General features: G+C 42.9%; 5 protein-coding genes. All 5 read left to right on the top strand.

What is annotated here, in order from left to right; genetic code table 11:
• Positions 1 to 247 precede the first annotated feature (247 nt).
• The 5 genes from M4I42_RS06800 to radA all read left to right on the top strand — a co-directional run bounded on the left by M4I42_RS06800 (position 248) and on the right by radA (position 6,253).
• Positions 248 to 709 carry a CtsR family transcriptional regulator gene (locus tag M4I42_RS06800; protein WP_268851458.1) on the top strand — a complete coding sequence of 154 codons (462 nt, stop codon included), beginning with the start codon at positions 248 to 250 and terminating at the stop codon, positions 707 to 709.
• A gap of 17 nt (positions 710 to 726) precedes the next feature.
• Entirely contained in the window at positions 727 to 1,272 is a 546-nt protein-coding gene (locus M4I42_RS06795; RefSeq protein WP_268851457.1) for a UvrB/UvrC motif-containing protein, read from the top strand.
• A gap of 2 nt (positions 1,273 to 1,274) precedes the next feature.
• Positions 1,275 to 2,366 carry a protein arginine kinase gene (locus tag M4I42_RS06790; RefSeq protein ID WP_268851456.1) on the top strand — a complete coding sequence of 364 codons (1,092 nt, stop codon included), beginning with the start codon at positions 1,275 to 1,277 and terminating at the stop codon, positions 2,364 to 2,366.
• The gene (gene clpC, locus M4I42_RS06785; protein ID WP_268851455.1) at positions 2,363 to 4,795 is read left to right on the top strand and encodes an ATP-dependent protease ATP-binding subunit ClpC; all 2,433 of its coding nucleotides are present in this window, start codon (positions 2,363 to 2,365) and stop codon (positions 4,793 to 4,795) included. Before M4I42_RS06790 ends, clpC begins: the two co-directional genes overlap by 4 nt.
• 78 nt (positions 4,796 to 4,873) lie before the next feature.
• Positions 4,874 to 6,253: a DNA repair protein RadA gene (gene radA, locus M4I42_RS06780; RefSeq protein WP_268851454.1), complete on the top strand. Its 1,380-nt coding sequence runs from the start codon at positions 4,874 to 4,876 to the stop codon at positions 6,251 to 6,253.
• Positions 6,254 to 6,279: the final 26 nt, after the last annotated feature.

The raw sequence follows: 6,279 nt of genomic DNA, 5'->3' as shown, positions 1-6,279 counted from the left end.
CAAGAGTAGGACGTTGCTAGGCGATAAAGAAGCATGCCTTAAAGGCATGCTTCTTTATTTTTGTCCTAATTATAAAAAGGATTTTCCACTATGCGGTCGAATTAGTCAATGGCACACATTTTATGTTTCCACTTCAGAAAAAAGGCAATAATACAGGTAGTTTGTTGCATTTTTTTCGTATTTGCTATATAGTAAAATTAAGGTCAAATATAGTCAAAGTCAACTACCTATGCAAGGAGGAGGTAGGGTGCGAAACATTTCGGATATTATTGAACAATATTTAAAACAAGTGTTGAATATGAGCGATCAAGAAATTGTAGAAATTAAACGAAGTGAGATTGCCGATAAATTTCAATGCGTGCCTTCGCAAATTAACTATGTGATTAACACTCGTTTTACGTTAGAGAGAGGATATATTGTAGAAAGCAAGCGCGGTGGCGGTGGGTATATTCGAATTATGAAAGTAAGAACAAAAAATGAAGGTCAACTTATTGACCAGCTATTGGCGCTCATTGATCATCGCATTAGCCAATCCAATGCGGAAGGCATCATTCACCGCTTAGTGGAAGAAAAGGTGATCTCACAACGTGAAGCTAATATTATGTTAAGCGTCATGGACCGCTCCGTTTTATATATTGATTTGCCGCAACGAGATGAATTAAGAGCGCGAATGTTAAAAGCGATGTTGATCTCGCTAAAATATAAATAAAGGAAGAGGTGAATCACTTGATATGTCAAGAATGTAAGCAACGACCGGCCACGATGCATTTTACGAAAATCATTAATGGCGAAAAAACAGAAATTCATCTTTGCGAACATTGCGCCCAAGAACACGGAAATGTTTTTATGTTCCCTGAGAACTCAGGTTTTTCCATTCATAATTTATTATCCGGTTTATTGAACTTTGAATCTCCAATAAAAGAAACAATGCCCAATGCATTTCAAGGCATGGATCTTTTACAGTGTGAACGTTGCAATATGACGTATCATCAGTTCACTAAAATTGGCCGGTTTGGCTGTTCGCATTGTTATCACGCCTTTGCTAAACAGTTGCAGCCGATATTGAAACGGCTTCATAGCGGTAATACTATTCATGCAGGAAAGATCCCGAAGCGAATTGGCGGCACTATTCATGTTCGCAAACAAATTGAGCAGTTAAAGCAACGGCTTCAAGAACTGATCATGAAAGAAGAATTTGAAAAAGCGGCTGAAGTTCGCGACCAAATCCGCTCGCTTGAAGCGCAATTAAGCGAACATGGAGAGGGGGAATGAACATGTCGCTTGAAAAATTTTTGAACAGAGCAGTGAGTTCGTGGATGAGCCAAGAAGGTCCGGATTCAGATATTGTATTAAGCAGCCGAATTCGCTTGGCGCGCAATATTGTCGACTATGAGTTCCCGACGGTCTTCAGCAATGAGGAAGCGCAACAAATTGTGAACATCTTTGAACAACACTTTTCTCAGCAATCATGCCGCTCGCTTGGCCGGTTTGAGCTATTGAAAATGAACGAACTTCAGCCGATTGAAAAAAGGGTATTAGTCGAGAAGCATTTGATTAGCCCTCATTTAGCAGAAGATTGCCCATTTGGCGCATGCTTGCTTTCGGAAAATGAAGAAGTAAGCATTATGATTAACGAGGAAGACCATATTCGCATTCAATGTTTATTTCCAGGATTCCAATTAACAGAAGCGTTAGAAATGGCGAATGAGCTTGATGATTGGATTGAGTGGTATGTGAATTATGCGTTTGACGAAAAAAGAGGATATTTAACAAGCTGCCCGACAAATGTCGGAACTGGATTGCGGGCATCTGTCATGATGCATCTTCCGGCGCTGATTTTAACACAACAAATGAATCGGATTATCCCAGCCATTAACCAACTCGGGCTTGTTGTGAGGGGAACATATGGAGAAGGAAGCGAAGCGCTAGGGAACATATTCCAAATTTCTAACCAAATTACGTTGGGTAAGTCAGAAGAAGACATTGTAGAAGATTTAAAGAGCGTTGTGCAGCAATTAATTGCGCAGGAAAGAATGGCAAGAGAGGCATTAGTCAAAACTTTAAACATACAATTAGAAGACAGAGTCTTCCGTTCCTACGGAATATTAGCGAATAGCCGTGTGATTGAATCGAAAGAAGCTGCCCAATGTTTATCGGATGTCCGTCTAGGAATTGACTTAGGATACATCCGAAATATTTCGCGCAATATTTTAAATGAGTTAATGATTCTAACACAACCAGGCTTTTTGCAACAATACGCCGGTGGAGCGTTACGACCAAATGAGCGGGATGTTCTTCGGGCTAGATTGATTCGAGAACGTTTAAAAATGGAAGAAAGAAAAGCAATGGAGGGTGATGAAGCATGATGTTCGGTAGATTTACGGAACGGGCGCAAAAAGTGTTGGCGTTAGCTCAAGAAGAAGCTGTGCGCCTCGGTCATAATAATATTGGAACAGAACATATTTTGCTCGGACTTATTCGCGAAGGAGAAGGAATTGCCGCTAAAGCATTAATTGCGTTAGGGTTAGGACCAGATAAAATTCAGAAGGAAGTGGAAACGTTAATTGGTCGAGGACATGAGTCTTCGCAAACGATCCATTATACACCGCGTGCGAAAAAAGTGATCGAACTTTCGATGGATGAAGCAAGAAAGCTTGGACATTCGTATGTAGGAACAGAACATATTTTGCTCGGACTTATTCGCGAAGGAGAAGGAGTGGCAGCTCGCGTTCTCAATAACTTAGGAGTGAGCTTGAATAAAGCGCGGCAACAAGTGTTGCAATTATTGGGAAGCAACGAGTCCATTTCCGGACATCAAGGGAGTTCTTCCCACGTCAGCACGCCAACGCTAGACAGCCTCGCTCGCGATTTAACAGCGATTGCCCGTGAAGGTAGCTTAGATCCGGTGATTGGAAGAAGCAAAGAAATTCAACGTGTGATTGAAGTATTAAGCCGCCGTACGAAAAATAACCCTGTTTTAATCGGGGAACCGGGTGTCGGCAAAACAGCAATCGCGGAAGGATTGGCACAGCAAATTGTCAATAATGAAGTTCCAGAAACGCTTCGCGATAAACGAGTGATGACGCTTGACATGGGAACGGTAGTCGCAGGAACGAAATACCGCGGTGAATTTGAAGATCGTTTGAAAAAAGTGATGGATGAAATTCGGCAAGCCGGAAATATTATTTTATTCATCGACGAACTTCATACATTGATTGGTGCAGGTGGCGCGGAAGGAGCTATTGATGCTTCCAATATTTTGAAGCCATCGCTTGCCCGCGGGGAATTACAATGTATTGGAGCGACGACATTAGATGAATATCGAAAATATATCGAAAAAGATGCTGCATTAGAACGTCGCTTTCAGCCGATTTATGTCGATGAACCAACTGTCGAGGAATCCATTCAAATTTTAAAAGGATTGCGTGACCGATATGAAGCGCATCATCGCGTATCGATTTCTGACGAAGCGATTATTCAAGCGGTGAAGTTGTCAGACCGTTACATTACCGACCGTTTTCTTCCAGATAAAGCGATTGACTTAATTGATGAAGCTTGTTCGAAAGTTCGCCTTCGTTCTTTCACAACGCCGCCAAACTTAAAAGAATTAGAACAAAAATTAGAAGAGGTTCGCAAAGAAAAAGATGCGGCGGTGCAAAGTCAAGAGTTTGAAAAAGCGGCGTCTTTGCGCGATACGGAGCAGCGATTGCGCGAGCAGCTAGAGGAAACGAAACGAGCATGGAAAGAAAAGCAAGGAAAAGAAAACTCTGAAGTGACGGTTGAAGATATTGCTATGGTTGTATCGAGCTGGACGGGAATTCCGGTTTCGAAGCTGGCGCAAACGGAAACAGAACGGCTATTGAAACTTGAAGAAATATTGCATTCGCGCGTCATCGGGCAAGAAGAGGCAGTGAAAGCAGTAGCGAAAGCGGTGCGCCGTGCTCGTGCAGGACTGAAAGATCCGAAACGCCCGATCGGTTCGTTTATTTTCCTAGGTCCAACAGGTGTCGGAAAAACAGAGTTGGCGCGGGCGTTAGCGGAAGCGATGTTTGGCGATGAAGATGCTTTGATTCGTATCGACATGTCGGAATATATGGAGAAACATTCTACTTCTCGTCTTGTTGGCTCACCTCCTGGATATGTCGGATATGAAGAAGGGGGCCAATTAACGGAAAAAGTACGCCGCAAACCGTATTCGGTTGTTTTATTAGATGAGATGGAAAAAGCGCATCCGGACGTCTTTAATATTTTATTGCAAGTGTTGGAGGATGGACGTTTAACGGATTCAAAAGGAAGAACGGTTGATTTTCGTAATACGATTGTCATTATGACATCAAACGTTGGGGCGGATGCGTTGAAACGCAACAAATATGTTGGTTTTAACGTCCAAGACGAAGGAGAAAAATATAAAGACATGAAAGGTAAAGTAATGGATGAGCTGAAAAAAGCGTTCCGTCCAGAGTTTTTGAACCGTATTGATGAAATCATCGTCTTCCATGCGCTTGAAAAACAACATTTAGCACAAATTGTGAATTTAATGGCGGAACAGCTTGTAAAACGATTAAAAGAACAAGATATCGACCTAGAATTGACGCAAGCAGCGATCCAAAAAATTGCTGAAGAAGGATACGATCCAGAATACGGTGCGCGTCCATTGCGCCGAGCGTTGCAAAAACATATCGAAGACCGTTTATCAGAGGAGTTGTTGAAAGGAACAATTGCAAAAGGACAAAAAGTCGTTGTTGATGTGAAAGACGGAGAATTCGTCGTATTATCGGAACAAACCGTTCAGTAAAAATAAGGCAACAAGGTATGCGGCGACCGTTAGGCGCATACCTTGTTTTGCATTTGTTTGGAGAAAGGAATTTACGATATGAAGAAAAAAACGAAATTTGTTTGCCAAGAATGTGGATACGAATCCGCCAAATGGATGGGAAAATGTCCCGGATGCCAAGCGTGGAACACGATGGTAGAAGAAACGGAGCGGACGAAACCGGCGACAAGAGGGGTGTTTGTTCACTCTTCTCCTAGCACCATTTCTAAACCTGTATCCATTACGACGATTACGACAGCGCAAGAACCGAGAATTACGACAGATCTTTCCGAGTTTAATCGAGTATTAGGTGGAGGAATTGTTAAAGGTTCGCTTGTATTAATCGGCGGTGATCCTGGGATCGGGAAATCAACGCTTCTTTTGCAGGTGTCGTCGCAACTAGCCGCAAAGCATCATAAAGTGTTGTATATTTCTGGGGAAGAATCGGTGAAACAAACGAAATTGCGGGCAGATCGCCTTGGCGTTTCTGCTCACGATTTATACGTCTTATCAGAAACAGATTTAGAATATATTCACCAAGCGATTGAAGAAATTCAACCCCATTTCGTCGTCATCGATTCGATTCAAACGATTTACCGCGCGGAAATTACGTCCGCACCAGGAAGCGTTTCTCAAGTAAGAGAATGTACGGGAGAATTGATGAGAATTGCGAAAACAAAAGGTATTGCCATTTTCATCGTCGGGCATGTTACAAAAGAAGGATCGATTGCTGGCCCGAGAATTTTAGAACATATGGTAGATACCGTTCTTTATTTTGAAGGAGAACGGCATCATACGTACCGGATTTTACGAGCAGTGAAAAATCGGTTCGGGTCGACGAATGAAATCGGCATTTTTGAAATGAGAGAGTCCGGCTTGTTGGAAGTTGAAAATCCATCAGAAGTATTTTTAGAAGAACGGTCTGGTGGAGTTGCCGGCTCAACGGTTGTCGCTTCCATGGAAGGAACGAGACCTGTGCTAGTTGAAATTCAAGCGTTAATTTCGCCAACAAGTTTTGGAAACCCACGACGAATGGCAACGGGAATCGATCACAATCGGGTGTCGTTGTTAATGGCGGTGCTGGAAAAACGGGTCGGCCTGCTTTTACAAAACCAAGATGCGTATTTAAAAGTGGCGGGCGGCGTGAAGCTAGACGAACCAGCCATTGATTTGGCGGTAGCGGTGAGCATTGCTTCTAGTTTTCGCGATCAGCCGACGAACCCATCGGATGTGATCATTGGCGAAGTAGGACTGACAGGGGAAGTACGTCGCGTTTCTCGCATCGAACAACGGGTACAAGAAGCGGTTAAGCTCGGATTCCAACGCATTATCCTTCCGAAAAATAATCTCGGCGGATGGAGTGTGCCAAAAGGAATTGAAGTTATTGGTGTGTCTCATGTGGCGGAAGCGCTGGAGTACACGCTAGGGCGTCAAAAATAACAGGAACGTTACAAATATGTATCAAA

This window comes from Anoxybacillus sp. J5B_2022 (assembly GCF_026847645.1).
In the GTDB taxonomy this organism is placed as follows: Bacteria; Bacillota; Bacilli; order Bacillales; family Anoxybacillaceae; genus Anoxybacteroides.
The sequence above is the reverse complement of the archived record's forward strand: the minus strand, read 5'-3'. Positions and strand labels throughout refer to the sequence as shown.